Raw genomic sequence first — 25905 nt, forward strand, 5'->3', positions numbered from 1 at the left:
CGCGCGCGGCCGGGGAGGGTCAATCCCGCCAATCCACGCGCCGTTCCCGCCACCGGCATGCCCCCAAAGCACTCAGCTGCTCAGCGAAATCCGGTTGACGACGTCCTCCACGCCGTACACATACCAGGCATCCCGCTCGACCTGCTTGCGCGCGCCCTCGCTCGTGGCGTAGCCGTCGAGCGTCACCACGCGTTTCGCGGTGCGCACCGCGATGCGGCCCGCATCGACGAAGGGATCGGTTTCCAGCACCAGTTGCAGCGCCTCGGTGATTTCCTCATCGCTATCGGCCTCGGCCGGCGCCACCACGAGTTCGTTCACCACGCAGCGGCAGCCGCGCGACCACCACGCCAGCACGCCGGCCAGCCGCATGTGGGAAAGGCTGATCACATTGCCGGACAGCGTGACCACGCCATTGGCGGCGGCCACCTCGATCCAGCCGCTGCGCTCGCCCACGGCCTCGCGGCGCGCCTCGTCCTGGCCCTTCACCTTCGCGCAAATCTTGCAGTTGCGGAAATCGATCGCGGTAAGCAGCCGTTGGCACACGGCATCGCGCAGTTCGCCGTCGCCCACCGGCGCGGCGCCATCGGCAATGCGCAGGTGGTCAATGACCATGGTCACGCCGTCCACGCGCCGCAGGTGCGCGGCGGCGCGCGTCTTGTCGACGATGTCTGCTACCTCGCCCTCGAGGATTAGCGCGCCGTCGGAAAGCCGCAAGTGAATGGTGGGATGGAGATGGTGGCCCTGATACGGCACATGCGCCAACGCGGCTCGCGCCTGCGTCAGCACCGCTTCGCTACTCTGCATGATGTTTCTCCATGTTTCGTGGAGATGAGTGGCGCGCGCCCCTGCCTGCGAGCACGCGTGGCAGCGACAGTGCCGCGCATCAGCCCGCGCGGCCTGTCCGTCCAGCTATTGTAGGCATTCCGATGGGGGCGCGTTGGCGGAGTGATGCCGGCGCCGCAGGGGGGGAAACGGATCAGCGCGTGCCGGGCTGGCAGGTGCCGCGCATGCCGGCCAGCACGGCGTGGATCTGCGCGACCACGGCAGCGCCCTCGCCCACGGCGGAAGCCACCCGCTTGATCGATCCCGAACGCACGTCGCCGATGGCGAACACGCCTTCCAGGCTGGTTTGCAGGGACGGCACGTGCGGCGCGGCATCGGGCACTTCGGCCCCGGTCAACACGAATCCCTTCTCGTCGCGCTGCACGCCGCAGGTGGCCAGCCACGCTGTATTCGGCGCCGCGCCGATGAAGACGAACAGGTGATGCGTGGTCATGCAGCCCTCTACGCCGCCCGCGCCCCGGTAATACACCCGTTCGAGACGTGCCCCGCCTTCAAGCGCGCGCAGGTCCACACGGGTATGCACGGTCACGTTGGGCAGCACCGCAATCCGCTCGGTCAGGTAGCGCGACATGCTGTGCTCAAGGCTGGTGCCCCGGATAAACAGGTGCACGTGCTCGGCATGCGCGGCCAGGAACACCGCCGCCTGCCCGGCGGAATTGCCGCCGCCCACCAGCAGCACCGGCTCCACCACGGCTGGCTTGTTCGAGAGCTGCGTCACGTCCGAGGTGAACTCGCCGCGCTGGGTGTAGGTGTGGAGGACGCGCTCGTGGCCCAGCCCATCGCGCCCGACGATGCGCACCTTGCCGGACAGGATCAGGAACATCCCCGGGCACAGGCTGCCGGCGCGGTAGGCATTCGCCAACAGCGAAGTGCGACAGGCGCCCGAAGCGGCGCACGCGCTGGATGTCCTCCTCGGTCAGCACGGGGAACATCTGCGCGTAGCGCGGGTGCTCGCGCACCCCGGCGTCATCCTCCGGAACCGGATTGTCGACCATCACCCCCTCCCGCGCTCGGCCATCCACCGCTATATATATAGGCCATCGGCTAGGCGGCGACCCGGCCGGGCGCGTCCATCAGCTTCTCCATGGTGATGGGCAGGTCACGGATGCGCTTGCCCGTGGCGTGGTAGACCGCGTTGGCCACCGCCGCCGCAAAGCCGGTAATGCCGATCTCCCCGATGCCGCGCGCGCCGAACTCGTTGAAGGCCAGGTCGGGGTAGTCGAGCAGGATGACGTCGATGTCCGGCTGGTCCGCATGCACCGGCATCACGTACTCGGCGTAGTTGTTGTTGCCCGGGATGCCGTTGCGCTCGTCGTACTCGGTGGCCTCGAACAGCGCCATGCCCACGCCCATGACGATGGCGCCTTCCACCTGATTGCGCGCCGTCAGTGGGTTGATGACGCGGCCCACGTCGATGGCGCTGACCACGCGCGCCACGCGCAGGTGCGAGATGCCGGGGTCCCAGCGCACCTCCACGAAATGCGCGCCGAACGACATGAACGACATCCTGTCCGTGGGCGTGCCGTCCGTGCGCGCATGACCATCGGCGCTAGCAAAGCGCTGCGCGGTCAGCACGGTGGCGTAGTCCACGGTGCGCGTTCCATCGGTCAGGCAGCCATTCTCGAAGCGAAGCGACTCGGGCTTCGCCCCGGCGAACGGCGCGCCCTCCTGCGTGGCAAACGTGCGCAACTGGTCGATGGCGTTGCGCGTGGCCTCTGCGATGGCCGGCAGGACGCTGGCCGTGGCCCACGATCCGCCCGAGACCGGTGCCGCCGGGAACGAGGAATCGCCCAGCTTCACCTCGATCTTCTCGAACGGCAGGCCGGTCAGCTCGCTCACCGTCTGCGCCGCAATCGTGTAGGTACCGGTGCCGATGTCCTGGATCGAGCAGATCACCGCGGCCGTGCCGTCGCTGCGCAACTGCACCCGCGCTTCGGCTGGGGTGCGCCAGGCGTCCCAGTTGCAGACGGCCACGCCGTAGCCGGCAATCTCGTCGCCCACACGCATCGCACCGATGCGCGGGTCGCGCCTGGCCCAGCCAAACTTGCGGGCGCCCTGCTCGATGGCCTCGCGCAGGTGGTTGCTGGACCACGGCAGGTTGGTGCTTTCGTCGCGCGTGGAGATGTTATCGAGGCGGAACTGCACCGGGTCCTTCTGGCACGCCAGCGCCAGTTCGTCGATGGCGGATTCGAGCGCGAACAGGCCCGGCGCGGCGCCGGGCGCGCGCATGGAGGTGGGCGCGCCCCGGTGCACGTCGATGGTGTGGTGCGTGACCAGCACGCTCGGGCAGGTGTACAGGCTCGACGTCATGCCGCCGCAGTTCTCCACGTACTGCTCGATAAAGGACGTGGTGTTGATCGACTCATGCCGGATCGACGTGATCTTGCCGTCGGCGCCCGCCGACAGCCGGAGGTGCTGTTTCGTCTCCGGCCGCTGCCCCGTGGTCGTGAACATCTGCGCGCGTGGCACCACCAGCTTCACCGGGCGCCCGGTCATCTTGGCCGCCGCGCAGGCGGCCACGGAGTGCGGCCACAGGAACAGCTTGGCGCCAAAGCCCGAGCCGATGAACGGCGCGTCCACGCTCACGCTCTCCGGCGTGAGTCCGAAGATCAGGGCCAACGTGTTGCGATGAACCAGCACGCCTTGCGAGGCCTCGTAGAGATGCAGGTCGCCGCCCTCCCACCACGCCACCGTGGCGTGCATCTCCATTGGATTGTGGGTCTCCACCGGCGTGTGGTACACGGCATCGACACGGACCGGCGCGGCGTCGAAGTCCCTGGCCGGCTCGCCGCGCGAGTGGCCGCGCCCGCCGTCCTGCAGCTTGCCAGCCGCCATGCCCTGCTCCAGATTGGCGAGTGCCTTGGCCGGGGCATACGTCACCTTCACAAGCTGGGCCGCCTCTCGCGCATGCTCGTAGGTGTCCGCCACGACCAGCGCGACGAACTGGCCGGCGTAGTGCACCTTCGCGTCCTCGAACGGCAGGCGGTGCTCGTCCGTGATGCCGGCGGTCAGGATCGTGGCCGGCGAGATCGGCGCCTTCGGCGCGCGGTAGAGCCGCAGGAAATTGTCATGGTGCAGGATGTCGACCACGCCCGGCACGCGCCGCGCGGCGGCGGTGTCGATGCCCGTGACGCGCCCGCTCGCAATCGTGCTGAATACGCCATAGGCATGCAGCATGCCGGGCAGGTTGCGGTCCGCCGTGTAGAGCGCGGCGCCGGTGACCTTGAGTCGACCGTCGATACGGCGCGGCCACGCGCCGATGGCATTCTTGTTCACGCTGGACTCCCGTTGTCGAGTGAAGGTCCGCTGGATCGGGGATGGATCGGGGCAGCCGGTCAGGCAACGAGCCGCGTCAGGTTGCGCGACACCGCCTGCTGGCCGAGCAGCAGCTTGAAGCCGTTCTGGCCATAGGACTGCGCGCCCGCCATGGCAGCGGCGGCGGTCTCGCGGATCAGCGCGTCCGTCACCGCCTTGCCGCGCAGCACCGCCTCGGCATTGGCGGCCCGCCACGGCTTGGTGGTGACGCCACCGAGCGCGATGCGCACGTCCCGCACGGTGCGACCATCCAGCACCACCACCACCGCACTCGACGCCAGCGCGAACTGGTAGGAGCCCCGGTCGCGCAGCTTCAGGTAGGCCGAGCGGCTGTTCGGCAGCGGCGCATCGAGCGTGATGTGCGTGATCATCTCGTCGGCCTCCAGCGCGTGCTCCTTCCACGGCGTTTCACCGGGCAGCAGGTGGAAGTCCGCGAACGGGATGTCACGCCGGCCCTTGGGCCCCTGCACGTGGATGGTGGCGCCGATGGCGACCATCGCCACGCACATATCGGACGGATGCGCGGCGATGCACTGGTTGCTGCCGCCCAGCACCGCGTGCACGTTGCGGTTCAGCCCGTCGATGGCGGGGCAGCCCGAGCCCGGCTCGCGCTTGTTGCAGGGCGACACGCCATCGCGAAAGTACCCGCAACGCACCCGCTGCATCACATTGCCGGCCGTGGTGGCCTTGTTGCGCAGCTGCGTGCTGGCGCCGGACAGCAGCGCCTGCGACAGCGCCGGGTGATGCTTGATGATGTGCGGATGGCGCGCCAGCTCGGTGTTGCTGACCATCGCGCCGATCCGCACCCGGCCGTCCTCAGCCACCTCGACCTGGTTGAGGCCGAGTTTGTGGATGTCCACCACGCGCGGCGGGTGCATCACGTCCAGCTTCATGAGGTCCAGCAGGGTGGTGCCACCGGCCAGATAGGCGGTCTCAGGCGCGCGCGCGTGCAGCACGATGGCCTGCTCGACGTCCGCCGCGCGGGCATACTCGAAGGTACGCATGGCTAGCCTCTCTTCATTTTGCCGCGTGCGTCCTGGACGGCCGCGACGATGTTCCGGTAGGCGCCGCAGCGGCAGATGTTGCCGCTCATCGCCTCGCGCACGGCCGCGTCGTCGGCCGGGATGCGCTTGTCGCCGAGCACGCCCACGGCGCTCATCATCTGGCCGGCGGTGCAGTAGCCGCACTGGTAGGCGTCGTGATCCCAGAAAGCCTGCTGCACCGGGTGCAGCGTGCCGCCCTGGGAGAGCCCTTCGATGGTGGTGATCTCGTCGCCGTCATGCATCACCGCGAGCGACAGGCAGGCATTGATCGCCACACCGTTCACGTGCAGCGTGCACGCCCCGCACTGGCCATGGTCGCACCCCTTTTTGGTGCCAGTGAGGTGCAGTTGATCGCGCAAGACGTCCAGCAGTATGGCGTTGGGCGCCACCGTAAGCGACTGGAGCGTGCCGTTGACCTTGAAGCTCACCGCGTGGCCAGCGCTGCCCTGCGACGCGGCGGGTTGCACGCCGCCGGTGCGGGCACGGCCACCATTCTGCTGACAAGAGTCGTCCATTTCCCGTTCTCCTTGAACGCGAGCGGCGCAAGTTCACGAGGAACATTGCAGGATTGTCATCTGGCGAAATTGTCCAGACATTTGCAAGTGGCAGGCTTGCGATGCCGGACGGGGCAGTGTGGGTATTTGCAGCTAGTACAACAGTATTCGAACAACCGCTTCAGTTTTTCAAGGTCTCTGGAGAGCCTTGCTGCCGCGCCCACGCTGGTGTAGCCTTGCAACTACGATTTATTGAGTCTTAGTTAAACATGTCGCATATCAGCACGGGTGTCGAGTACGGGCTGCACTGCCTGCTCTATCTGTCCCGTTCCAACATGGCCGTGGAAGAGGCCAGCGTGCGCGACCTGGCCGAGCTGCAGGGCATCCCCACCGAGTTCCTGGCCAAGCTGTTCACCAAGCTCGCGAAGGCCGAACTCGTGGTGGCCACCGAAGGCATCAAGGGCGGCTTTCGGCTCGCCCGCCCGCCTTCGCGCATCTCGGTCTACGACGTCATCGTCGCCATCGACGGCGACAAGCCGCTGTTCGAGTGCCGGGAGATCCGCGAGCGCAGTGCCGTATTCGAGGGCTGCCCGCCGGCATGGGCGACGCGCGGCGTGTGCACGATCCACGCCGTGATGCAGTCTGCCGAGAAGGCGATGCGCGCCGAGTTGAAAAATCACACGCTGGCCGACATTGCCGAACGCACCGTGGAGAAAGTGCCCGCCGCCTACGGCGGGCAGGTAGTGGAGTGGCTGACAGACCGCGCGGCCAACCGGCGCAGCGCAAGATAAAAAAAGGGCGATCCCGGCGGATCGCCCTTCTTCATTCCCCCAGCCCGATCAGGCCACGACGATGCGGCGCGGGTCAGCCGACGCCAGTGCCTCGGCCCGGTTCGCGCTCGGCGGATAGATCCATTCCGTGTTGATCCTGGTCTTCAGCGCCTTGGCCTCGGCGCCGGACAGCTTCACCTGGCGGTCCCAGCCCTCGGTGTAGACCGCGCCCCACGGACCCAGGTCCAGACAGGTCACGTACTTCGGCTGGCTGTACGGGATCGGCGGCTGGCCCAGCAGGTCGGCTGCCACGTTGTGCCCCGCCGACCGCCCGAGGTTCATCGCGTGCTGGCACGACATCATCGTGACGTTGCCCTCGTCATCGGTCGCCGCACGGGCCACATCGCCTGTGGCATAGACGTGCGCCACGCCATCGACCTTCAGGTTTCGATCGACGTGCAACCGGCCGAAGTTGTCGCGCTGCGCGGGAATCTGGTCGGTCAGCGCGCTCGCGCGGGCGCCTGCGGTCCAGATCACGGTCTGGGCGTCGATGCGCTCGCCGCTTTCCAGCGTGACGCCTTCCGCGTCCACCGACGCGACACCGGAGCCCAGCTTCCACGTCACGCCGAGTTCGGTCAGCGCCTCGGTGATCACCGGGCGCGGCCCCTGGCCCAGGTCCGGACCGATCTCGCCATTGCGCTCTACCATGATGACGCGCACTGCGGCATCGGCACCGAGCACTTCGCGCAGCCGCGCCGGCATTTCGGCCGCCGTCTCGATGCCGGTGAAGCCAGCGCCGGCGATCACCACGGTATTGCGCGCCACGCTGTCTGGGCGGCCGGCCAGACCGTGCAGATGCACTTCCAGCCGGGCGGCATCGGCCACCTGATCGACGTTGAAGGCATGCGCTTCGAGCCCATTGATCGCCGGCCGGAACAGCCGACTGCCGGCCGCCAGCACCAGGCGGTCATAGCCAAGCGTCTGGCGCGATGGTTCGGCGCCCACGCCCCTCACCTCCACTTCACGGGCCGCCACGTCGATGCGCTCGACGAAGCCCTGTACGAACCGCACGCCGGTAGCGGCGAAGATCTCCAGCAGCGGCGCCTTCATCTTCAGCGGGTTCTGCTCGTAGAGCCGCGGACGCACGTGCAGCGCCGGCTCCGGCGCGATCAGCACGATTTCCACATCGGTACGCGCGGCCTCGTCGAGTAGACGAGCCGAAGCGAGGGCGCTCCACATGCCGGCAAAACCGGCGCCAATGACAAGAATGCGTTGGGACATCTCTACTGCTCCTGTGCTGCCTTGACCAGCGGCGACGCCGCGGCGATCTCCAGCCCGCCTTTCTCGATGCGGCTTAACTACGATTGTATTAGTCGCAGTTAAGCCGCGCAAGAAATTTTGGGGGCGGGGTTTACGCCAACCCATCCACCGCTTGCGGTACGACCGCGGATCGGCTATCTTCATCTCCGACTATATCAGTCGTAGTAATGAAATGAAGTCGATCATGAGGCAGTTTGGTTCTGATCGGCTCCAACCTGAACACCCAACAAGCAGGACGGAACATGCGTATCGACTACACCAAAACTTCCCCGGCCGGCGTCAAGGCGCTTGGCAGTGTCTACGGCTACATCACGCAGTCCGGGCTCGACCCCGCGCTCGTGGAGCTGACCTACCTGCGCATCAGCCAGATCAACGGCTGCGCCTACTGTCTGGACATGCACACACGGGATCTCACGCGCAGGGGCGTGGACGTGCAGAAGCTCGCGCTGGTCCAGGTCTGGCACGAGGCCGGCAGCCTGTTCTCCGACCGCGAAAAGGCCGCACTGGCCTGGGCCGAATCGGTGACCCGTGTCGCCGACACCCATGTGCCCGACGACGCCTTCGAGGCTGCCGCCGCCGTCTTCGAGGAAAAAGAACTGGCCGACCTGACCATCGCGATCGGCCTCATGAACGCCTTCAACCGGCTGGCAATCAGCTTCCGGCGCGGGCCGGAGGGCGCGGTGTAACGGCGACAGGAGCCGTCAACGGCGTGTTCGCCACGTAGGAGAGGCGGCGGCCCGTGGTGGCGACACGGGCCACGCTGGGGACCCTCAACGAAACGCCGCGCGGACCTCTTCGATCGTCTCGTGCGGACGCTGCAGGTGCGGGTAATGGCCCGTGGCGGGCAGCAGCCGCAATGGCGCTCCGGTCCTGCGCGCGAACTCGACGCCCATTTCCTTGTTGATATAGATGTCCTGCTCGCCCCACACCACGCGTACCGGGGCCTTCAGGCCCGGCAGCCGCGCCTCGAACGCATTCTGATCCCGCGTGAAGTGCGCGTAGTAGTGCGCGAACGCGTCGGCCGACGTCAGCGCCCCGTTCTGCCAGCCACGTGCAAGATCGGCACGATAATCCGCATCCAACGCATAGCGCGCCCCCTCCGGCAATCCACGCGTGAACGCGTTCTGCAGAATCTCGTCGCGCGAGGCATTGAAGGCGCTCCGCACGGCTTCGGCCGATGCGGGCTCCTTGAGCGCCTGCAGGCGTTCCTGCATGTATTGCGGGCGGTTGAACGGTGCGAAGTCGCCGACGATGATGGTCCGGGCGATGCTGGGCCGGTCGATGGCCGCCAGCAACGCCGGCAAGGCTGCGATGTCGGTGGCGTAGATCACCAGGCGGCTGCTGTCGATGCCTGCCGTGTCGATGTAGCGCGTCAGTACCGTGGCGTAGTCACGCGGCGCGTAGGCGAAACGCTCGGCAGGCGGACGTGAAGAATCGCCATAGCCCGGCCAGTCGAACGCGTGGACTTCGTATTCCTCCCCAAGCGTCCTGGCAATCTCTTTCCAGGCGAGCATGGTTTCGGGAAAACCGTGCAGGAACAGCACCGTGCCTCGCGGTGCCGCCGGCCCGACCACCATCCGCCGCAAACGCAGTTCGGGATCGACATCCACATAACTCACTTCCGCAACGGGCTCGCTGGCCGCTGCGATAGCGGCGCCTGTGCCGGCCATAAGCGCCGCGGAGACACTGACTGCAGTGGCCACCGACCGTGCCGACCGACGGATTGCTGATTTCGCTTTCATCTCGTTTCCTCCTGCACCGGCCAAGCCGCGCAATCTGTTGCATATGCAGCATTAGAGTGAGGCGATGTATCCAGTCTGTGGTCCCGAGACGGTCAAACGGTATCGCCGTGTATGGCGGCGCCGCGCAGATACATGCGCGTACAAAATGGCCGCGCACCTACTATTCCGTCAAGGCATCATCGGCGCCCTCGGGTTGTTTCCCAACTTCAGGAGTCAGACATGAGAGCACTTACCTATGTATTCGCCGCCGCCGCGCTCGCGACAGTGCAGATGACGGCCGCCGCACAAACCTCTCCGGACACGAGCCGTCCACCGGCCGTCCTGCCGCTCGACGCGGAGCCGGCGCCCAGGGTTGTGGCTTACCCGGCATTGCCGGAGCCGCTCGCGCGGGGCGTGGTGATCGTCCAGTTCCGTACCGAGAACTTCCGCGTGATCCCGGTGTTCGGCAAGGCTGCCACCCAGGTTTCGCCGCGCGTCGGCCATCTGCATGTGACCGTTGACGATGGCCCGGCCACCTGGGCGCACACGAGCGAGGATCCCATCATCGTGGTGGGGCTGCCGCCGGGGCCGCACAAGGTGCGGATGGAACTGGCAGATCCCACGCACAAGATCCTGGCGACGGAAGTGGTGAGCGTGACCGTCCCCGATACCCGGTCGCCGGGCACCGCGGCCGCGCCGCCAGCACATCGGCACTGAGTGCGGTACGCTGGCGGTACTTCATCGCTCCCCCTTCCCGTGAGACATGCGTACCGACAAGCGTTCTGTGGCCAGCAACCCGGGCGCCGAGATTTTCCAGCACTGCGTGATGACCCGTGCCCGGCAGATCTCGCGTGTCCTGACCGCTGCCTACGATCAGGCGTTGCGCCCGTTCGGCATCAACGCCACGCAGTTCACGCTGCTGGTGCTCGTGCATGAACTCGGCCCGATCAGCCGCGCCGATCTCGGGCGGCGCAATCATCATGACCGTTCCACGCTGACCCGCAACCTGCAGCCGCTGCTCGCAGCAGGATGGATCGCGGAAGACGCGGCGGAGGCCGCCGATGGCCGATCGCGGCCGCTCTCCGTGACCCGCGCCGGCAAATCGATGCTGAAAGCGGCCGCACCCGCGTGGGCACAGGCGCAGGCGGCCGCCAGGGCCATGATGGGAGACGACGGCGTGGCAGCCATCATGGGCATTGCGGGGAAGCTCCCGAAGCGGAGTGCGTAGCACGGCGGCGGCTGCTAGGATGTCCGCACGCCTATCCCCTCCCTGGAGCGATCGATGTGCGTCAATTACGCCCCCATCCAGCGGCAAGTCCTGCGCGACATCTTCGGCATCGAGCCGCCGGCCCGGTTGTGGGCGGACGAGGCGTGGCCAGACACCCTCGCGCCCATTGTCACCGGCTCCGATGCCAGGCGCACCTGCGCGCTGGCCTCGTTCAGCATGGTGCCGAAGGGGAAGATCCCGCCCGGCACCCGCTACTTCCCCACCGCGAATGCGCGCGCGGAGACCGTGGGCACGCTCAAGTCCTTCGCCCGGTTCTGGAAGGCCGGCCAGCTGGCCCTGATACCGGCCAGCGCGTTCTACGAATACGCCTACCCCGAGACCGGCACGCCGCAGCGGCCCGGCAAACCCGTGCGCTGGAAGCTCTGGCTGCCAGACGCGCCGGGGTTCGGCATCGCCGGCCTCTGGCGCGCGTGGCCGGACGACACGCTGTCTTTCACCATGCTCACCGTCAATGCCGATGCCCACCCGCTGCTGTCGCGCATGCACCGGCCCGGCACCGAGAAGCGCTCGGTGGTGATCGTGCCGGAGACTGAATGGGATGACTGGCTGCGCTGCCGCGACCCGGAGGTCGCCCGGACCTTCCTGCGGCTCTATCCGTCCGAACGCATGGCCGGGGCGCCCGCGCCGATGCCGCCGGCGGCAAGCAAGGCCGCCCCAGATGCCACCCCCGATGCCGCCCCCGATGCCGAGCCTGCGCTGCCCGCGCCCGAGTCCGGCTCGCTGTTCTGACTCAGGCGCCCACGCGCGGCGCAGCCCCCAATTGGGTGACCGGAACGCCCCTCCGACAGAGGGTGTCGGGCGCTGCGCTTGTTGCCCATACTGACCTGCACCGGCCACCAGAGCCGTTCCTATATAGGGGTCAGACCATGCATAACGCCGTCTCTTTCGTCGGGTACGTTCTCGCTTTCCTCATCGCCCTCATCGTCGCCGCGCGCTGGATCTCGCGCCATCATCCCGGCCTGCGCGATGCCGATGCCGACCGCCTCGCGCGTGCGGAGCCGCCCACCCGGCCGCTCATGCCGGACTGAATCCGCCGCCCTCCGGAACTTCCCCGCCCCGCCTGAAACCTATCGCCGGGCGGCCTTCTGCTGCACAATGCCCCGTCAGTCGCCCGTCGTGCGGCAGCAGAAGAAAAAGGAACAAGGATGGCTACTTCGAACAAACTGCCCGCATGGACCGTCTGGTCGCCGCTGGCCGCCTGGGCCGCGTTCGGCGTCGGGCTGATGCTGCCGGGCCAGGGCTGGCTTGTTGCGATCATGGCCGCCGCGCTGGCGGGCGCGGTATTTTCCGCGGTGCACCACGCCGAAGTGGTGGCCCACAAGGTGGGCGAGCCGTTCGGCACGCTGGTGCTGGCGATTGCGGTGACCGTGATCGAGGTGGCGCTGATCGTCTCGGTGATGCTGTCGGCCGGGCCCGAGAAAGCCGGGCTGGCCCGGGATACCGTGTTCGCCGCCGTGATGATCATCTGCAACGGCATCGTCGGCGTGTGCCTGTTCGTGGGTGGCCTGCACCACCGGGAGCAGGAATTCCAGGCGCCCGGCGCCAAGGCGGCCATGGCCGTGCTCGTAGCGCTGCTGGTGCTGACCATGGTGCTGCCCAATTTCACCAGCTCCACGCCGGGGCCGATGTTGACCTCGTCGCAACTGGCGTTCTCGGGGCTGATGTCGCTCGTGCTGTACGGCTGCTTCGTGTTCGTGCAGACGGTGCGACATCGCGACTACTTCCTGGTGGAGAGCAGCGACGAGAACGAGCACGCACCGCCGCCGCCGGGGCGCGTGGCCGCCGCGAGTGGCGTGCTGCTGGTGGTGTGCCTCGTGGCCGTGGTGGCGCTGGCGAAGATGCTGTCGCCGTCCGTGGAAGCGGCAGTGGCCGCCGCGGGCCTGCCGCCCGCCGTGGTGGGCGTGGTGATCGCGGCGCTGGTGCTGTTGCCCGAGGGGCTCGCCGCGCTGCGCGCCGCGCGGCTGGACCGCCTCCAGACCAGCATGAACCTGGCGCTGGGCTCGGCGCTGGCCAGTATCGGCCTGACCATTCCCACGGTGGCGGTGGTCTTCATCGCCCTTGGCCGCCCGCTCGAACTGGGGCTGGGCGCCAAGGAGATGGTGCTGCTGTTCCTGACGGTGATCGTCGCGTCGCTGACGCTCGGCTCGGGCCGCACCACGATCCTGCAGGGCGTGGTGCACCTTGTGATCTTCGCCGCCTACCTGTTCCTCACCATCGTTCCCTGACGGGGGCTCGCCCCCGTCCGCAATCCTCAATCGGCGCGAATGCCCCTTTCCTTGATCAGGGCGCCCCACTTGGTGGTTTCCTTCGCCAGATGGTCACGCAGCGCCGCCGGCGTGCTGCCGATGGGCTCCGCGCCGATGCCCGCCAGCCGCTGCTGCACGGCGGGCTTCTTCAGCGCCTCCAGCATGGCCTTGTTCAGCGCGTCGATGACCGGCTGCGGCGTCTTGGCCGGCACGAAGGCGGCGAACCACGGCGACAGCTCGTAGCCCGGCAGCCCCGCCTCGGCCAGCGTCGGCACGTTGGGCAGCGCCGAGGAACGCTTGGCGGTGGTGACGGCGATGGGCGTCAGCTTGCCGCTATCGATCTGGGGCTTGGCCGAGGTGATGCTGTCGAACATATAGTCCACCTGCCCGCCAAGCAGGTCGGTCATGGCCGGGCCCGACCCCTTGTAGGGGATGTGGAGCAGATCCACCTGTGCCATCGACGTGAACAACTCCCCCGCCAGATGGATCGACGTACCGTTGCCGGCCGACGCGTAGGTGTACTTGCCCGGCCGCGCCTTGGCGCTGGCGATCACCTCCGCCACGGTCTTGGCCGGCGTCTTCGCCTTGTTGGCGACCAGCACGTTTGGCACCACGGCCAGCAGCGAGACCGGCGCGAAATCCTTGACCGGGTCGTAGCCGAGCTTGCCGTACAGCGCCGGATTGACCGCCATGCCATTGGCCACGATCAGCAGCGTGTAGCCATCGGCCGGGGCACGCGCCACCAGTTCCGCGCCGATGTTGCCGCCCGCGCCGGGGCGGTTCTCCACCACCACGGCCTGGCCGAGCGTCCTGGACATGTCCTCGCCCAGCGTGCGGGCGATGTTGTCCATCGCGCCGCCGGCCGGGAACGGCACGATCCAGCGGATGGGATGGTCGGGATAGGCGGCGTGGGCGGTGCCCGCCACCAGTGCGGCAGCGGCGAAGAGCGCCGACAGCAATGACCGGTTCAGGGATTTCATAGTCTCCATTCCTTCTTTTATATGTCGATGATGCGGGGCGGCGGTCGCCGCTCAGGCGGCCGGGCGACGATAGTGCGCGAGCTTGTCTTCGTCCAGCGCCAGCCCCAGGCCGGGGCCGGTGGGCAGGTGCAGCGCGAAGTCGCGGTAGGTAGGGCGCTCGGCCACGATGTCGTCCTTGAGCAGCAGCGGGCCGAACAGCTCGGTGCCCCAGGCGAGCTGCGGCAGCGTGCAGAAGCCATGCGCAGCGGCGATGGTGCCGACGCTGCCTTCCAGCATCGTGCCGCCATAGAGCGCGATGCCAGCCGCGTCGCCCACGGCCGCCGTGCGCAGCATGCCGAAGATGCCGCCGGACTTGGCGATCTTGAGCGCGAACACATCGGCGGCACCCAGGCGGGCCAACTCCATCGCGTCTTCCGGGCCGGTCACGGCCTCGTCGGCCATGATCGGCACCACGAAGCGCGCCGCCAGCCGCGCCAGCGCCGTGCGGTGCTCGCGCGGCGTGGGTTGCTCGATCAGGTCGATGCCGGCCGCCTCCAGCATGGCGATGCCGGTGGCCGCGTCGGCCTCGTTCCACGCCTGGTTCACGTCGACGGTCACGCGGGCACGGTCGCCCAGCGCGCGCTTGATGGCGGAGACGTGCGCCACGTCGTCACGCACCGCGCGGCGGCCGATCTTGAGCTTGAAGGTGTTGTGGCGGCGCTCGGCCAGCAGGCGCTCGGCTTCCTCGATGTCCCGGGCGGTGTCGCCACTGGCCAGGGTCCAGAGCACCGGCAGCGTGTCGCGCACGGCGCCGCCGAGCAGCGTGGCCAGCGGCACATTCAGGCGCTTGCCCTGCCCATCGAGCAGCGCGGTTTCCAGCGCGCTCTTGGCGAAACGGTTGCCGCGCGCCACCTTGTTCAGCCGCGCCATCGCGCCGTGGACATTGGTGGCGTCCTGGCCGATCAGCGCCGGGCCAAGGTAGGTGTCGATGGTCAGCTTGATACCTTCGGGGCTTTCATCGCCATAGGACAGCCCGCCAATGGTGGTGGCCTCGCCGATGCCCTCCACGCCGTCGCTACAACGCAGCCGCACGATCACCAGCGTCTGCTGCTGCATGGTCGCCATGGCCAGTTGGTGGGCCCGGATGGTCGGGAGATCGACCAGGATGGCCTCGATGCCGGTAATCGTCGTAGTCATACTTTCTCGATGCTTGGTATCAGTTGCAATCGAGCATACGCCTTGACTTTAAGGGCGTCCAAGACCGATGATGTCTCGATCGATACCCTGTGGGTATGCATCGACCCGACCAAGGAGGCGCCATGGAACTCCGGCACCTGCGTTATTTCCAGACCGTTGCCCAGGAACTCAATGTGACGCGGGCGGCATCCCTGCTGCATATGGCCCAGCCGCCGCTGTCGCGCCAGATCCGCCAGTTCGAGGAGGAAGTGGGCGTGGCGCTGTTCGATCGCGTCGGGCGGGGCCTGAAGCTGACCGAGGCCGGCCGCTTCCTGCTCGAACAGTCGCTCCAGCTGACCCAGCGGCTGGAAGAGACGCTGGAAGGCACGCGGCGCATCGGCCGCAATGAGAAGCGCTGGTTCGGCATCGGCTTCGTGCCCTCGGTACTCTACGGGGTGCTGCCCGAACTGATCCGCGTGCTGCGCGACGACGCCAGCCAGATCGAAGTGGGCCTGACCGAGATGATCACGGTGCAGCAACTGGAGGCGCTCAAGTCCGGCCGCATCGACCTCGGCTTCGGCCGGCTCGCGCTCAACGATCCGGCCATCGCGCAGCGCGTGGTCCGGGCGGAGGCCCTCGTGGCCGCCCTGCCCGCCAGCGCAGCCGTGCCGGCCGCCCCACTGACGGCGGACGCCCTGGCCCGCCATCCGCTGATCCTCTACCCTGCCCGGCCCCGCCCCAGCTATGCGGACCACGTGCTGTCGCTGTTCCGCGCGCAGGGGCTCCAGCCCCGTGTCGTGCAGGAAGCCAACGAGTTGCAGACGGCGCTGGGGCTGGTGGCGGCGGGCATCGGCATCACGCTGGTGCCGGCCTCGGTGCAGCGGCTGCATCGGGACGATGTGCGCTACGTGCCCGTGGATGCGGCCGGCTTCGTCTCGCCCGTGATCATGAGCTACCGTGCCGGCGATACGTCGCCGTACCTGCTGCGGGCGGTGGACTGGGTGATGCGGCAGAGCGGGGAATGACCGGCGTGGGACGGGGGTAGCTGCCTACCCGGCCGCGTGCAGCCGGGCCAGCAGGCGGCGGCCGGCGTCGATCGATGCCACGTCCGGCACCATCTGGTAGCGCACGATCATCCCTTCGATGCAGACCATGGCTTCCTCGGCCACCGCGTCGGGGTCGCTCAGCTTCAGTTCGCGGGCCACGTTCGCGACAAATTCGGCGAGCGATTTCTTGTGTTCCACCGCGTGCCCGGCCAGCCGGGGGTCATCCCCTGCGCCGCCGCCGGCCTCGGCCACCACGTTGATGAAGGCGCAGCCCCGGTAGTCGTCCGACTGGAACCACTCGGCGAGGGCATCGGCCAGCACATCGAGGTTCGGCCGTTCCGCGAGCCGGCGACGCACGGCGGCCTCGAACCACGCCATCCAGTTGTCATGCCGGCGGGCCAGGAAGGCCGAGATCAGCTCGTTCTTCGATGCAAAGTGACGATATAGCGACATTTTCGCCACGCCGGACTCGGCGATGATCTTGTCGATGCCGGTGGCGCGATAGCCGTCGCGGTAGAACAGCCGCGCGGCGGTATCGAGAATGCGGTCGCGGGCGGAGGGAGTGGCCATGGCGGTGCGGAAGTCAGGTGCGGATGCCGACCATTATAGAAGACAGACCTGTCTACAACCTCAGAGCACGACGAAGGCAAACCACAGCACCACTGGCGCGATGATCGTGACCAGCGCGCCGTAGACCATCAGCTTGCGGAAGAAAGCCTGCCGATCCACGCCCTGGGCATTGGCCAGCACCAGCGCGCCGTTGGTCGAGAACGGGCTAACATCGACGATGGTCGATGACACGGCCATCGCGGCGATAAAGCCGATCGCGCTCACGTCGGAACCCTGCTGCAGGAACGGCACCGCGAGCGGGATCAGCGACCCCAGCACGGCGGTGGACGATGCGAACGCGGACACCACGGCGCCCACGAAGCACAGCAGCAGCGCGGCCATCAGCGGGGAGGTCAGGTGCGCCACGCTGTGGCCGACGAAATCGATCGTGCCCATCTTGTCCATCACGCCCACATAGGTGCTCACGCCGACGATCAGCATGATCTCCGGCCAGGACACCTGGCCCAGCGCCCGCTTCTGCAGGTCCGGGGCGATCAGCGTGAGCGCCAGCGCGATGGTCAGCGAGACGAAGCCGATATCGAGCTTGAAATAGAGCGTCAGCACGGCCAGCGCCACGAGGCCGGCCACGGTCAGGTACTGGTAGAGGCCGGCCGGCGTCTCCGTGCTGCTGGCGGCATCGTTGCCCCCCTCCAGCATCGATCCCCGGTCGCGCGTCATGGTCTTCTGCTCCTCCATGCCCGCCTCGGCCTCGGCATCGCCATAGATCTGTGCGCCCTGTGCCGCCACCGTGTAGGCGCCGAAGGGATGCGGCATGGCCAGCGCGTCGCCGGCCGGTTGCGGCGCTGCCGCAGCCGATGTTGCCGATTGGCGCATCAGGCGCAGCCCGCCGAACGCCACGAACAACCCCGCCGCCACGGCGAGATTGACGCCGAGGCTGGCGAAAGCCGTCGCCATCTCGCTCAGCGGCAGCCCGGCCTTCTGCACGATCTTGTTGGTGATGCCGCCATAGATGCTGATCGGCGAGAAGCCACCGCCCTGCGCACCATGGATCACCATCAGCCCCATCAGCAGCGGGTTGATGCCGTAGCGCGCGGCAAAGCCCAGCGCAATCGGCGCGATGATCGCTACCGCTGCCGGGCTGACCGCGCCGACCGAGGTCAGCAACGCCGCGATCAGGAACATGATCCACGGAATTGCCGCGATCCGGCCGCCCACGGCGCGTACTGCCAGCCGCACCAGCCAGTCGATGGTGCCGTTGTTCTGCGCCACGGCGAACAGGTAGGTGATGCCGACCAGCGTCAGGAACAGGTCAGCCGGAAAGCCGGCCAGGATGGCCTTGGCCGGCATGGCGGCCACCCAGGTACCGACCAGGAACGCGCCGACGAAGGCGAGCGCCCCCATATTGACCGGCAGGACCGTGGCGACGACGAACATCAGTCCCAGGACTGAGATGGCAATCAAATGTTGCGACATAGCGGCTCCATCGCGGCAGGCACGCATCGGCGCACCCCGCTTGGTAGGGAAGGCATGGGAATGGCATCGGCAGAACTGCCGGGAGGATTCGCCGCTAAGGCAAACGTTGGCGGGGGCTGGCGGTCACGAGTTGTCTCCGGGTGGTGGGGGTCGTCACCGGAAGAATTCCGCCGGCGCGCCGCTGATCTGGTTGTGATCCCACAATACGGCGCCGGGCGGCAGGCATCAATTAAGGTACCGGGCCAATCCTTACGCTAACCGGAACAGCACCGGGAGACCGCCGCATCACAAAGCGCGCGTAGGCGGATGGAGGATTGCAGGCCCCCGCTCCGCGAGCGAGAATCGGCCATCACACTGCCGGCCAACCTTCAGGAGCACGCGATGGACCTGTCCTTCCACCATTTCTCCGATCTGTTCGCACAACTCGGCCTGCCCGCCGAAGAGGCCGACATCCGCGCCTTCATCACCACGCATTCCCCGCTCGCCGAGGACGTCGAAATCTGGGAGGCGCCTTTCTGGACGCCCGCGCAGGCGGCACTGCTGCGCGACGAGTACATGGAAGACGCCGACTGGGCCGAGATGGTGGACCAGTTGAATCTGGCATTGCGTGGGGCGCCGGCCCCGGGGGCCTGAAGTCGGTCGAATGTAGGCGGCCGGCGGCCGGTATATCATCGGCCCTTCCGCAATATCTCCGGCCTCCTCACGATGTTCCAGCTTTCCGACGATCTCTCCGCCGCCCCCAAGTCCGACCAGTACGCCACGCTGGTGGACATGGCGCGCGGTCTCCTGGCCGATGAGCGCGACCTGATCGCCAATGCCGCGAATTTCTCGGCACTGGTCTACCACTCGCTGGCCGACCTGAACTGGGCCGGTTTCTATTTCTACGATGGCGCCGAGCTGGTGGTGGGCCCCTTCCAGGGCAAGCCGGCCTGCGTGCGCATCGCCATCGGGCGCGGGGTCTGCGGCACGGCCGCGCAGACGCGCGCCACGCAGCTGGTACGCGATGTCCACGCCTTCCCCGGCCACATTGCCTGCGATGCGGCCTCGCGCTCGGAAATCGTGATGCCGCTGGTCGCGCCCGATGGCACGCTGATTGGCGTGTGGGACGTCGACAGCCCCCGCGAAGCCCGCTTCGACGAAGCGGACCAGGCGGGCATGGAAGCGCTGTGCGCGGTGTTCGTGGAACTCGCGTGGGCGCGCCGCATCGACGGCTGAGCGCCCGATAACGTCATCGGCGCGCCCTGGCGGCAGGCGTCAACTCACGCCAGCCGCTTCAACAAGGCCGCCGCCGCTGACGCCGAGGATGCCGGGTTCTGGCCCGTGATCAGCAGGCCATCCTCCACCACGTAGGGCGCCCAGTCATCCCCTTTGGAATAGAGGCCGCCCTTGGCCTTCAGCTCGTCTTCCACCAGGAACGGCACCACCTTCGTCAGTTCCACGGCGGCTTCTTCGGTGTTGGTGAAGCCGGTGACTTTCCTGCCCTGCACCAGCGGCTTGCCGTCCGGCGTGACCACGTGCCGCAGCACGCCCGGCGCATGGCAGACCAGTGCCACGGGCTTGCCGGCGGCAACGAACGACTGAATCAGCGCGATCGAGTGCTTGTCTTCCGCCAGATCCCACAACGGACCATGGCCGCCTGGATAGAACACCGTGTCGAAGTCCGCCTGCGAAACCGAATCCAGCCGCACGGTGGCGGCAAGCTGCGCCTTGGCCGCCGCGTCGGCTTCGAATCGATGCGTGAGTTCCGTCTGGAAATCCGGCTCGTTGCTCTTGGGGTCCAGCGGCGGCTGGCCACCCTTGGGCGAGGCCAGGACGATTTCAGCGCCCGCATCCTTGAAGGCGTAATACGGCGCAGCCAGCTCTTCGAGCCAGAAACCCGTCTTGCGGCCGGTATTGCCGAGCTGGTCGTGCGAGGTCAGGACCATCAGGATCTTCATCATGTTGCTCCATGGAGAGAACGAGAATGCCGCAGACCGGCGCTTCGGCCGGGCTGGGCGTGATGAGCCTGATGATTATAGGAATCCGCCAAATATTACGATATCATCACATTTTCATACTATTCCCCAATGGCGCCGTAGCGGCGTCGGCGTATCTTCACTCGATACCTGCGTCCGCAGGGAAGGCCTACAGGATGCTTCGGGGTAATGCATAACGGACTGCAGATCTTGTGGGACGACGGCGAGCGTGTCTTCTACCGGGGACGGCGCCCGGACGAGGCCGCCGGCGATTTTCTGCTGGCGCGGCCCGCTGCGGAACAGCCGTTGCCGGCCAGTCTGGACCGCCTGGCCCACGAATACCGCCTGAAGGACGAACTGGACAGCGCCTGGGCGATTCGGCCGCTGGAACTGGTGCGAGAGGCCGGCCGGACTGCGCTGATGCTCGAGGACCCGGGCGGCGAGCCGCTCTCCCGCCTGCTGGGCGCGCCGATGGAGATCGGGGCGTTCCTGCGCCACGCGGTGAGCATCGCCACCGCGCTCTGCGGGCTCCACCAGCGCGGGCTACTCCACAAGGATCTCAAGCCGACCCACATCGTCGTGAACTGCGCCGACGGGCAAGCACGGCTTACCGGCTTCGGCCTGGCCTCGCGCCTGCCGCGCGAACGTCAGGCGCCCAAACCGCCCGAAACCATCGCCGGCACGCTGGCCTACATGGCGCCCGAGCAGACCGGGCGGATGAACCGGTCGATCGATTCCCGCAGCGACCTCTACGCATTCGGCGTCACGCTCTACCAGATGCTGACCGGCGCGCTGCCGTTCACGGCCACGGATCCGATGGAGTGGGTGCACTGCCACATTGCCAAGATGCCAGTGTCGCCGCGCGCGCGGCAGGAAACCGTGCCGGCGACGATTTCACGCATCGTCATGAAGCTGCTCGCCAAGATGGCCGAGGAGCGCTACGAGACCGCTGTCGGGCTTGAGCATGACCTTCGCCAATGCCTGGAAGACTGGGAGCGCCAGCGCCGCATCGAGGACTTCCCGCTCGACGCGCACGGCACGCACGACCGCCTGCTGATTCCCGAGAAGCTCTACGGACGCGAGTGCGAAGTCAGCACCCTGGTCGACGCCTTCACCCGGGTGGTCGAGACCGGCACGCCGGAACTGGTGCTGGTGTCGGGTTATTCCGGCATCGGCAAGTCCTCGGTGGTCAGCGAATTGCACCGGGTGCTGGTGCCGCCGCGCGGGTTGTTCGCGTCTGGCAAGTTCGACCAGTACAAGCGCGACATCCCGTATTCCACGCTGGTGCAGGCCTTCCAGGGTCTGGTGCGGATGCTGCTCGGCAAGTCCGACGCGGAGCTGGAGCGTTGGCGCAGCGCCCTGCTGGAAGCGCTGGGGCCCAACGCGGGGCTGATGACGGACCTGATTCCCGAGTTGAAGCTCATCATCGGCGAGCCGCCTCCGGTGCCCGAGCTTGAGCCGCAGCAGGCGCAACGCCGCTTCCTGCTGGTATTCCGCGCCTTCATCGGGGCATTCGCCCGCCCGGAACATCCGCTCGCATTGTTTCTTGACGATCTGCAGTGGCTGGACGCAGCCACGCTGGACCTGATGGAAGACCTGCTGACCCACGCGGACATGCGCCACCTGCTGCTGGTGGGTGCGTACCGCGACAACGAGGTCGGCGCCGCCCATCCGCTTACTGGCAAGCTGCAGGCCATCCGCAATGCGGGGGCGCGGGTCGATGACATCCAGTTGGCGCCGCTCGCCAGCGCGCATATCCGGCAGTTGCTCGCGGAGGCGCTGCATGGCGAGCCGGCACGGATCGAGCCCCTGGCGCAACTGGTGCACGACAAGACCGCCGGCAATCCGTTCTTCGTGATCCGGTTCCTGCACGCGCTGGTCGAAGAAGACCTGCTCACCCCGGACCATGCCACGCGGCAATGGCGCTGGGATCCGGCGCGCATCCACGCCAAGGGCTACACCGATAACGTCGTCGATCTGTTGGTCGGCAAGCTGGCCAAGCTGCCGCTGCCGACGCGGCAGGCGTTGCAGCAGCTCTCCTGCCTCGGCAACGTCGCCGAGATCACGACGCTTGCAGCGGTGCTGGGCATGCCCGAGGCGCTGGTCCACACGACGCTGTGGGAGGCGATTCGTCAGGAGCTGGTCATCCGGCAAGAGACCACCTATGCGTTCGTGCACGACCGCGTGCACGAAGCCGCCTACACGCTGATCCCCGAGGCCTCGCGCGCCGAGGCGCACTTGCGGATCGGCCGCCTGCTGGCCGCCCGGACCCTGCCGGCGCAACGCGACGAGGCGATCTTCGAAATCGTGGGCCAGCTCAATCGCGGCACTGCGCTGATCACGGACGCGGCCGAGCGCGAGCAGTTGGCCGAATTCAACCTGCTGGCGGGCCAGCGCGCCAAGGCGTCCACCGCCTATGCCTCCGCGCTGACGTATCTCGGCGCCGGCGCCGGCCTGTTGCCGGAAAACGGCTGGCAAGACCACTATGACTTGATGTTTGCGCTGGAGTCGAACCGGGCCCAGTGCGAATTCCTGACCGGGCAACTGGCCGCCGCCGAAGCGCGCTTCATGACGCTGGCCGAGCGCGCCGTGGACGTGGTCGAGCGTCTGGGCATCGCTTGCTGGCAGATGGATCTGTACCTGATTCTCGGCCAGGGCGACCGCGCGGTCTCGGATTGCCTCGCCCTTCTCCGCCTGGTGGGCATCGAGTGGTCACCCCAGCCGGACGAGAGCGTGCTACGCCACGAATACGACCGCATCTGGTCCCTGCTCGGGGACCGGCCGATCGAGACCCTGATCGATCTCCCGCCGATGGAGGACCCGGTCGCCCTCGCCACGATCCAGGCGCTGGCCAAGCTGTCCTCGCCCGCCTTGCACACGGCGAGGAAGGACGGGAACCTGGCCTGGCTGACGATCTGCAAGGCGATCAGTCTCAGCCTCGAACACGGCAACACCGATGCCTCTTGCGTGGCCTATACCAATGTCGCACGGGTCGCCGGGCGGATTTTCGGGGACTACCAGGCGGGATTCCAGTTCGGGGAACTCGGCTGCCAACTGGTCGAACGGCGCGGCCTCAAGCGCTACGAGCCGCGCACCTACCTGTCGTTCTCGGTGTTTGTCGCACGCTGGTCGCAGCCGGTGCGCACGTGTGGCGAGCAGCTTCAGCGTGCTTTCGATGCGGCACACCGGGTCGGCGATGTGCCGTCCGGCGCGTTCACGCGCAACAACCTGGTATCGAACCTGCTGTTCGCCGGGGAGCCGCTGCCCGCACTACAGGACGAAGCGGAACGTGGCGTGGCGTATGCCCGGCAGGTGCGGTTCGGGATTGCCATCGGCTTCAGCGAGAACCAGCTGGCGCTGATCCGCATGCTGCGCGGCATCACCCCGACGTTCGGCTATCTGGATGGCGAACAGTTCAGCGAAAGCCTCGTCGAACCGGGCCTTTCGCTCGCGTCGCCGGTATTCGCCTGCTGGTACTGGATCCGGAAACTGCAGGCGCGGTATTTTGCCGGCGACCTTGCGGCAGCCATGGATGCCGCCGCCCATGCCAAGGCGCTGCTCTGGTCCTCGTACTCGTTCCTCGAGGAAGCCGAGTACTACTTCTATGGCGCGCTGGCCCGGGCGGGCCTCTGCGATGCGCTCCCGGCCGGCGACCAGCAGTCGCATCTGGACATCCTGGCCGACCATCACCGGGAACTGCAAGTCTGGGCCGATCTCTGCCCCCAGAACTTCGCCAGCCACGCCGCCCTGGTGGGCGCCGAGATCGCCCGCATCGAGGGCCGCGAGATCGACGCGGAACTGCGCTACGAGCAGGCGATCCACGCGGCACGGGATGACGGCTTCGTCAACATCGAAGCGCTGGCGAACGAACTCGCCTCCCGCTTCTACGCGGCGCGTGGCTTTCAGAAGATCGCCCGGTCGTATCTGCGGGACGCCCGCTACAGCTACCTGCGCTGGGGGGCAGATGGGAAGGCCCGGCATCTCGAGGCGCAGCATCCGTACCTGCGGTCGGAGGCTTCCACGCCCGGCGCCACGAATACGATGGCCACGTCAGTCGAGCAACTGGACCTCGCCACCGTGATCAAGGTGACGCAGGCCGCCTCGGGCGAGATCGTCCTGGAAAAGCTGATCGACATGATCCTGCGCACGGCCCTGGAGCAGGCCGGCGCCGAGCGCGGGCTGTTGATCCTGTCGGAAGGCGGCGAGCAGCGGATGGCGGCGGAAGCCACGAGCGACGCGACCCGCCTGCATCCGCACAACGTGCCGGTCAGCGCGGCGATGTTGCCAGCATCCGTGCTCAACCATGTGATGCGCACGCGGGAGCCTCTCTTTCTGGACGATGCCGTCGCCGAGCCGCTCTATGCCGCCGACCCGTACATCCATCAGCATCGCGCCCGCTCGATCCTGTGCGTGCCACTGATGACCCAGGCGAAGCTCACCGGCGCGCTCTACCTCGAGAACAATCTGGCGGCGCGGGTATTCAGCCCGTCCCGCATCGCCGTGCTGCGGCTGGTGGCCTCCCAGGCCGCGATTTCGCTGGAGAATGCGCGCCTGTACCGTGATGTGGCGGAGCGCGAGGCCAAGATCCGGCGGCTGGTGGAGGCCAATATCATCGGCATTGCCGTCTGGCGCGCCGATGGGGGCATCCTCGAAGCCAACGACGCGTTTCTTCGCATGGTGGGATACGCGCGCGCGGATCTTGTCTCGGGCCACATCGGCTGGCGGGACCTGACGCCGCCGGACAGGCAACAGGACACCGATCGCGCCGCAGCGGCGTTGATCCAGACGGGGCGCGTCGCGCCGCTGGAGACGGAATACCTCCGCAAGGATGGCAGCCGGATACCAGTCATCGTGGGCCTGGCGACCTTCGAACCGGGCGGGCGGGATGGTGTCGCCTTTGTGCTCGACCTGACCGAGCAGAAGCAGGCGGAAGACAGGGTGCGCGAGGGCGAACGCCGCTATGGCGAGGTGCAGACGGAACTGGCGCACGCCAACCGCGTGGCCACCATGGGGCAGCTTGCGGCCTCCATCGCCCATGAAGTGAATCAGCCGATTGCCGCGACCGTGACCAACGCCCAGGCCGCGACGCGGTGGTTGAACCTGCCGCGCCCCGATCTTGACGAGGTCGGCTTCGCGCTGACACGCATCGTCAAGGATGCCAATCGCGCGGCGGACGTGCTCGGCCGGATTCGGCAACTGATCAGGAAGGCGCCGCGCGGCAAGGAACTGGTCGACATCAACGCGGCCATCCGCGAGGTGGTGGAACTCACCGGCGGCGAAGCCCGGAAGAGCCGCGCCCGGGTGGAGACGCAGCTCGCACATGACTTGCCCCTCATCGAGGGCGAGCGCGTGGCGCTGCAGCAGGTGCTGCTCAACCTGATCGTCAACGCGATCGAGGCCATGCTTGGTGTCGATGGCGAACGGCACGTGCTGATCGCCACGCGCTGTACGGCCGATGGCTGCGTCCTCGTTACCGTGCGGGATTCTGGCCCCGGCTTCGGCTCCCTGAACCCCGACAGCATCTTCGCGCCCTTCTACACCACCAAGTCCACGGGGCTAGGCATGGGGTTGTCCATCTGCCGTTCGATCATCGAGGCGCACGGCGGCCGGTTGTGGGCCAGCGAGAACGCGCCGCACGGCGCCGTCATCCAGTTCACGGTGCCCACGCAGGCTGGCGAACCGTGAC

The 25905-nt window shown here is 67.5% G+C and carries 23 protein-coding genes; 11 read left to right on the plus strand and 12 right to left on the minus strand.

Going from position 1 to position 25905, the window contains the following annotated elements:
- Positions 1 to 72 precede the first annotated feature (72 nt).
- The 5 genes from AC1DEL_RS07115 to AC1DEL_RS07135 all read right to left on the minus strand — a co-directional run bounded on the left by AC1DEL_RS07115 (position 73) and on the right by AC1DEL_RS07135 (position 5716).
- The gene (locus AC1DEL_RS07115) at positions 73 to 804 is read right to left on the minus strand and encodes a BON domain-containing protein (RefSeq protein WP_092294959.1); all 732 of its coding nucleotides are present in this window, start codon (positions 802 to 804) and stop codon (positions 73 to 75) included.
- 172 nt (positions 805 to 976) lie between these two features.
- Complete coding sequence (locus AC1DEL_RS07120; RefSeq protein WP_477125721.1) at positions 977 to 1666, minus strand: NAD(P)/FAD-dependent oxidoreductase; 690 nt, start codon at positions 1664 to 1666, stop codon at positions 977 to 979.
- 221 nt (positions 1667 to 1887) lie between these two features.
- A complete protein-coding gene (locus AC1DEL_RS07125) occupies positions 1888 to 4119 on the minus strand; it encodes a xanthine dehydrogenase family protein molybdopterin-binding subunit (protein ID WP_477125638.1) in 2232 nt (743 codons plus the stop codon).
- Positions 4120 to 4178: 59 nt separating this feature from the next.
- Positions 4179 to 5162 (minus strand): FAD binding domain-containing protein, encoded by a 984-nt coding sequence (locus AC1DEL_RS07130; protein ID WP_477125639.1) that lies wholly within the window; start codon positions 5160 to 5162, stop codon positions 4179 to 4181.
- Positions 5163 to 5164: 2 nt separating this feature from the next.
- On the minus strand, positions 5165 to 5716 hold the full coding sequence (locus AC1DEL_RS07135; protein ID WP_477125640.1) for a (2Fe-2S)-binding protein: 552 nt from the start codon (positions 5714 to 5716) through the stop codon (positions 5165 to 5167).
- Positions 5717 to 5964: 248 nt separating this feature from the next.
- Between AC1DEL_RS07135 and AC1DEL_RS07140 the strand changes: the two genes are divergently transcribed.
- Positions 5965 to 6486 carry an RrF2 family transcriptional regulator gene (locus tag AC1DEL_RS07140; protein ID WP_092294949.1) on the plus strand — a complete coding sequence of 174 codons (522 nt, stop codon included), beginning with the start codon at positions 5965 to 5967 and terminating at the stop codon, positions 6484 to 6486.
- 48 nt (positions 6487 to 6534) lie between these two features.
- Here AC1DEL_RS07140 and AC1DEL_RS07145 read toward each other — a convergent pair whose 3' ends face one another.
- On the minus strand, positions 6535 to 7746 hold the full coding sequence (locus AC1DEL_RS07145; RefSeq protein ID WP_092294947.1) for an NAD(P)/FAD-dependent oxidoreductase: 1212 nt from the start codon (positions 7744 to 7746) through the stop codon (positions 6535 to 6537).
- Between the two features lie 281 nt (positions 7747 to 8027).
- On the opposite strand from AC1DEL_RS07145, the gene AC1DEL_RS07150 reads away from it, so the two are divergent.
- On the plus strand, positions 8028 to 8471 hold the full coding sequence (locus AC1DEL_RS07150; protein ID WP_092294945.1) for a carboxymuconolactone decarboxylase family protein: 444 nt from the start codon (positions 8028 to 8030) through the stop codon (positions 8469 to 8471).
- An 84-nt stretch (positions 8472 to 8555) separates the two neighbouring features.
- On the opposite strand, the gene AC1DEL_RS07155 is transcribed toward AC1DEL_RS07150, so the two are convergent.
- Complete coding sequence (locus AC1DEL_RS07155; protein ID WP_255370824.1) at positions 8556 to 9527, minus strand: alpha/beta fold hydrolase; 972 nt, start codon at positions 9525 to 9527, stop codon at positions 8556 to 8558.
- 219 nt (positions 9528 to 9746) lie between these two features.
- Here AC1DEL_RS07155 and AC1DEL_RS07160 point away from each other — a divergent pair, with 219 nt between their 5' ends.
- The 5 genes from AC1DEL_RS07160 to AC1DEL_RS07180 all read left to right on the plus strand — a co-directional run bounded on the left by AC1DEL_RS07160 (position 9747) and on the right by AC1DEL_RS07180 (position 13019).
- On the plus strand, positions 9747 to 10223 hold the full coding sequence (locus AC1DEL_RS07160) for a DUF6130 family protein (protein ID WP_477125641.1): 477 nt from the start codon (positions 9747 to 9749) through the stop codon (positions 10221 to 10223).
- Positions 10224 to 10269: 46 nt separating this feature from the next.
- Positions 10270 to 10734, plus strand: coding sequence for a MarR family winged helix-turn-helix transcriptional regulator (locus AC1DEL_RS07165; RefSeq protein ID WP_477105245.1), 465 nt, complete (start codon positions 10270 to 10272; stop codon positions 10732 to 10734).
- A gap of 54 nt (positions 10735 to 10788) precedes the next feature.
- Positions 10789 to 11523 (plus strand): SOS response-associated peptidase family protein, encoded by a 735-nt coding sequence (locus AC1DEL_RS07170; RefSeq protein WP_477125642.1) that lies wholly within the window; start codon positions 10789 to 10791, stop codon positions 11521 to 11523.
- 137 nt (positions 11524 to 11660) lie between these two features.
- Positions 11661 to 11822 carry a hypothetical protein gene (locus AC1DEL_RS07175; protein WP_477107146.1) on the plus strand — a complete coding sequence of 54 codons (162 nt, stop codon included), beginning with the start codon at positions 11661 to 11663 and terminating at the stop codon, positions 11820 to 11822.
- Between the two features lie 117 nt (positions 11823 to 11939).
- Positions 11940 to 13019: a calcium:cation antiporter gene (locus AC1DEL_RS07180; protein WP_441592728.1), complete on the plus strand. Its 1080-nt coding sequence runs from the start codon at positions 11940 to 11942 to the stop codon at positions 13017 to 13019.
- 26 nt (positions 13020 to 13045) lie between these two features.
- Here the strand turns inward: AC1DEL_RS07180 and AC1DEL_RS07185 are convergent, their stop codons facing one another.
- Positions 13046 to 14020: a tripartite tricarboxylate transporter substrate binding protein gene (locus AC1DEL_RS07185; RefSeq protein ID WP_092294933.1), complete on the minus strand. Its 975-nt coding sequence runs from the start codon at positions 14018 to 14020 to the stop codon at positions 13046 to 13048.
- A gap of 51 nt (positions 14021 to 14071) precedes the next feature.
- Positions 14072 to 15196: a muconate/chloromuconate family cycloisomerase gene (locus tag AC1DEL_RS07190; RefSeq protein ID WP_441592730.1), complete on the minus strand. Its 1125-nt coding sequence runs from the start codon at positions 15194 to 15196 to the stop codon at positions 14072 to 14074.
- Between the two features lie 122 nt (positions 15197 to 15318).
- Here AC1DEL_RS07190 and AC1DEL_RS07195 point away from each other — a divergent pair, with 122 nt between their 5' ends.
- Positions 15319 to 16200, plus strand: a complete 882-nt coding sequence (locus AC1DEL_RS07195; protein WP_092294929.1) for a LysR family transcriptional regulator — start codon at positions 15319 to 15321, stop codon at positions 16198 to 16200.
- A 24-nt stretch (positions 16201 to 16224) separates the two neighbouring features.
- Here AC1DEL_RS07195 and AC1DEL_RS07200 read toward each other — a convergent pair whose 3' ends face one another.
- Both AC1DEL_RS07200 and AC1DEL_RS07205 read right to left on the minus strand, forming a co-directional pair.
- On the minus strand, positions 16225 to 16791 hold the full coding sequence (locus AC1DEL_RS07200) for a TetR/AcrR family transcriptional regulator (RefSeq protein WP_477125643.1): 567 nt from the start codon (positions 16789 to 16791) through the stop codon (positions 16225 to 16227).
- Positions 16792 to 16851: 60 nt separating this feature from the next.
- Positions 16852 to 18264, minus strand: a complete 1413-nt coding sequence (locus AC1DEL_RS07205) for an SLC13 family permease (protein ID WP_092294925.1) — start codon at positions 18262 to 18264, stop codon at positions 16852 to 16854.
- Between the two features lie 381 nt (positions 18265 to 18645).
- Here AC1DEL_RS07205 and AC1DEL_RS07210 point away from each other — a divergent pair, with 381 nt between their 5' ends.
- Together AC1DEL_RS07210 and AC1DEL_RS07215 are read left to right on the plus strand one after the other, a co-directional pair.
- The gene (locus tag AC1DEL_RS07210) at positions 18646 to 18897 is read left to right on the plus strand and encodes a DUF2789 domain-containing protein (RefSeq protein WP_092294923.1); all 252 of its coding nucleotides are present in this window, start codon (positions 18646 to 18648) and stop codon (positions 18895 to 18897) included.
- Between the two features lie 72 nt (positions 18898 to 18969).
- Positions 18970 to 19479, plus strand: coding sequence for a GAF domain-containing protein (locus AC1DEL_RS07215; protein ID WP_477125644.1), 510 nt, complete (start codon positions 18970 to 18972; stop codon positions 19477 to 19479).
- 44 nt (positions 19480 to 19523) lie between these two features.
- Here the strand turns inward: AC1DEL_RS07215 and AC1DEL_RS07220 are convergent, their stop codons facing one another.
- A complete protein-coding gene (locus AC1DEL_RS07220) occupies positions 19524 to 20201 on the minus strand; it encodes a type 1 glutamine amidotransferase domain-containing protein (protein WP_441592847.1) in 678 nt (225 codons plus the stop codon).
- Between the two features lie 207 nt (positions 20202 to 20408).
- On the opposite strand from AC1DEL_RS07220, the gene AC1DEL_RS07225 reads away from it, so the two are divergent.
- Entirely contained in the window at positions 20409 to 25904 is a 5496-nt protein-coding gene (locus tag AC1DEL_RS07225) for a trifunctional serine/threonine-protein kinase/ATP-binding protein/sensor histidine kinase (RefSeq protein ID WP_477125645.1), read from the plus strand.
- Position 25905: the final 1 nt, after the last annotated feature.

This window comes from Cupriavidus sp. 10L43_2 (genome assembly GCF_056395265.1).

Bases quoted from the DNA above. Each gene is read 5' to 3' on its own strand.
- AC1DEL_RS07165 (WP_477105245.1), top strand. From the start codon at position 10,270: ATGCGTACCGACAAGCGTTCTGTGGCCAGCAACCCGGGCGCCGAGATT.
- AC1DEL_RS07150 (WP_092294945.1), top strand. From the start codon at position 8,028: ATGCGTATCGACTACACCAAAACTTCCCCGGCCGGCGTCAAGGCGCTT.
- AC1DEL_RS07195 (WP_092294929.1), top strand. From the start codon at position 15,319: ATGGAACTCCGGCACCTGCGTTATTTCCAGACCGTTGCCCAGGAACTC.
- AC1DEL_RS07130 (WP_477125639.1), bottom strand. From the start codon at position 5,162: ATGCGTACCTTCGAGTATGCCCGCGCGGCGGACGTCGAGCAGGCCATC.
- AC1DEL_RS07225 (WP_477125645.1), top strand. From the start codon at position 20,409: ATGCATAACGGACTGCAGATCTTGTGGGACGACGGCGAGCGTGTCTTC.
- AC1DEL_RS07205 (WP_092294925.1), bottom strand. From the start codon at position 18,264: ATGTCGCAACATTTGATTGCCATCTCAGTCCTGGGACTGATGTTCGTC.
- AC1DEL_RS07215 (WP_477125644.1), top strand. From the start codon at position 18,970: ATGTTCCAGCTTTCCGACGATCTCTCCGCCGCCCCCAAGTCCGACCAG.
- AC1DEL_RS07145 (WP_092294947.1), bottom strand. From the start codon at position 7,746: ATGTCCCAACGCATTCTTGTCATTGGCGCCGGTTTTGCCGGCATGTGG.
- AC1DEL_RS07210 (WP_092294923.1), top strand. From the start codon at position 18,646: ATGGACCTGTCCTTCCACCATTTCTCCGATCTGTTCGCACAACTCGGC.
- AC1DEL_RS07220 (WP_441592847.1), bottom strand. From the start codon at position 20,201: ATGAAGATCCTGATGGTCCTGACCTCGCACGACCAGCTCGGCAATACC.
- AC1DEL_RS07140 (WP_092294949.1), top strand. From the start codon at position 5,965: ATGTCGCATATCAGCACGGGTGTCGAGTACGGGCTGCACTGCCTGCTC.
- AC1DEL_RS07190 (WP_441592730.1), bottom strand. From the start codon at position 15,196: ATGACTACGACGATTACCGGCATCGAGGCCATCCTGGTCGATCTCCCG.
- AC1DEL_RS07135 (WP_477125640.1), bottom strand. From the start codon at position 5,716: ATGGACGACTCTTGTCAGCAGAATGGTGGCCGTGCCCGCACCGGCGGC.
- AC1DEL_RS07115 (WP_092294959.1), bottom strand. From the start codon at position 804: ATGCAGAGTAGCGAAGCGGTGCTGACGCAGGCGCGAGCCGCGTTGGCG.
- AC1DEL_RS07185 (WP_092294933.1), bottom strand. From the start codon at position 14,020: ATGAAATCCCTGAACCGGTCATTGCTGTCGGCGCTCTTCGCCGCTGCC.
- AC1DEL_RS07200 (WP_477125643.1), bottom strand. From the start codon at position 16,791: ATGGCCACTCCCTCCGCCCGCGACCGCATTCTCGATACCGCCGCGCGG.
- AC1DEL_RS07180 (WP_441592728.1), top strand. From the start codon at position 11,940: ATGGCTACTTCGAACAAACTGCCCGCATGGACCGTCTGGTCGCCGCTG.
- AC1DEL_RS07175 (WP_477107146.1), top strand. From the start codon at position 11,661: ATGCATAACGCCGTCTCTTTCGTCGGGTACGTTCTCGCTTTCCTCATC.
- AC1DEL_RS07120 (WP_477125721.1), bottom strand. From the start codon at position 1,666: ATGTTCCTGATCCTGTCCGGCAAGGTGCGCATCGTCGGGCGCGATGGG.
- AC1DEL_RS07170 (WP_477125642.1), top strand. From the start codon at position 10,789: ATGTGCGTCAATTACGCCCCCATCCAGCGGCAAGTCCTGCGCGACATC.
- AC1DEL_RS07160 (WP_477125641.1), top strand. From the start codon at position 9,747: ATGAGAGCACTTACCTATGTATTCGCCGCCGCCGCGCTCGCGACAGTG.
- AC1DEL_RS07155 (WP_255370824.1), bottom strand. From the start codon at position 9,527: ATGAAAGCGAAATCAGCAATCCGTCGGTCGGCACGGTCGGTGGCCACT.